The 1,432-nt window shown below is 71.8% G+C and carries 2 protein-coding genes; both read right to left on the reverse strand.

What is annotated here, in order from left to right:
• Nucleotides 1-40: 40 nt before the first annotated feature.
• Complete coding sequence (locus tag HMPREF3115_RS07130) at nt 41-871, reverse strand: alpha/beta fold hydrolase (RefSeq protein WP_006408185.1); 831 nt, start codon at nt 869-871, stop codon at nt 41-43.
• Between the two features lie 51 nt (nt 872-922).
• A partial coding sequence (locus HMPREF3115_RS07135) for a ComEC/Rec2 family competence protein (protein WP_371089354.1) occupies nt 923-1,432 on the reverse strand: 510 nt, incomplete at its 5' end.

The raw sequence follows: 1,432 nt of genomic DNA on the forward strand, positions 1-1,432 counted from the left end.
GGCGGCCCGTGCCGGCCTGCGGCGCGGCCGGCGCCGCGCGTCACGCGCTCTGTGCGAGCGGCAGCACCGCTTCGTCCGCGCGCAGCGAATTCAGCATCCGCTGCAATGCGCGGGCGGTCTCGAGCGGGCGCTCCATCGGGAACAGGTGGCTGCCCTCGATCCATTCGATGCGCCCGCGCGCCGCGCGCCGCGTCGCGTCGAGCCCGACCTGCCGCACCTCGCGCGAGCGCGTGCCGGCCAGAAAGCCGAGCGGTACCGGCGCGCCGTGCGCGAGCCGCGGCCCCAGCGTGTGCGGCAGCGTCCGGTAGATCAGGTATTCGATCTGCCGATCGAACGCGAGCGCGCGCGTGCCGTCGGCGTCGACCTGCGGAATGCCGTAGTCGATGTAGTCGGCGAGCATCCGTTCGTCCCAGCGCGCAAACGCCGGCTTCTCGCGAAAGTGCCGCCACGCTTCGTCGCGGTTCGCCCAGTGCGTGCGGCGGTTGCGCGTCGCGGCGGCCGGCGACAGCCGCTCGTCGAGCCCCGCCCACTGCGTCGCGCGCAGCGCGCCGGCACGCCACCCGGCGATGATCGGCGAATCGAGCATCACGACGCCGCGCACCCAGTGCGGCTTCTTCAGGGCCGCCATCAGCGACAGGTATCCGCCGAGCGAATGGCCGACGAGCCAGACGGGACGCTCGTAGCGGCTGCCGATGTCGTCGAGCAGTTGCTCGACGAGATGCGGCCAGTCGCGCGTCACCGGATAGCGACGGTCGTGGCCGATCCGCTCGATGTAGCGCAGCTCGTAATCGTCCGCGAGTTCGGCAAAGAGCGTCCGGTACGTCGAGGCCGGAAAGCCGTTCGCATGTGAAAAATGCAGAATGTCCTTCAAACGCCGTTGTCTCCTGTGTCGCCGCCCGCCCCGCGCCGTCGCATGCCTGCGTCAGCGGTCCATCCAGTACCGGCGTCGCTCATCGCGGTAGCGCGCGAATCCGAATCCGCGCTCGGCCGGCCCGACGTCGAAGCGCACCGCGCCGTCGCGATCGGTGCGCGGCAACGGAATGCCACGCGCCGCATAGCGCGCGATGACCGTGCGGTGCGGGTGCCCGAAATGGTTTCGATAGCCTACAGGAAATACCGCGACGCGCGGCCCGACCGAGTCGAGGAAAGGCTCGACCGACGAGGTCCGGCTGCCGTGGTGCGGAACGACGAGGATCTGCGCGGCCAGCGCGTCGCGCATCGTGTCGACGAGCCGGCGCTCCGCATACGCGTCGATGTCGCCGGTCAGCAATGCCGACGTGGCGCCCGCGTCGATGCGCAGCACGCACGACTGCCGGTTCGACGGCCCCGCGCGCGGGCCGCCCGGCGGCCACAGCACCGTGAAATCGACACCGTCCCAGCGCCAGCGCTGCCCCGCCGCGCACGGCACGCGGTCGGCCACGCCGGCCGCCTG

It is taken from the genome of Burkholderia sp. HMSC10F09, from assembly GCF_001806955.1.
In the GTDB taxonomy this organism is placed as follows: domain Bacteria; phylum Pseudomonadota; class Gammaproteobacteria; order Burkholderiales; family Burkholderiaceae; genus Burkholderia; species Burkholderia multivorans.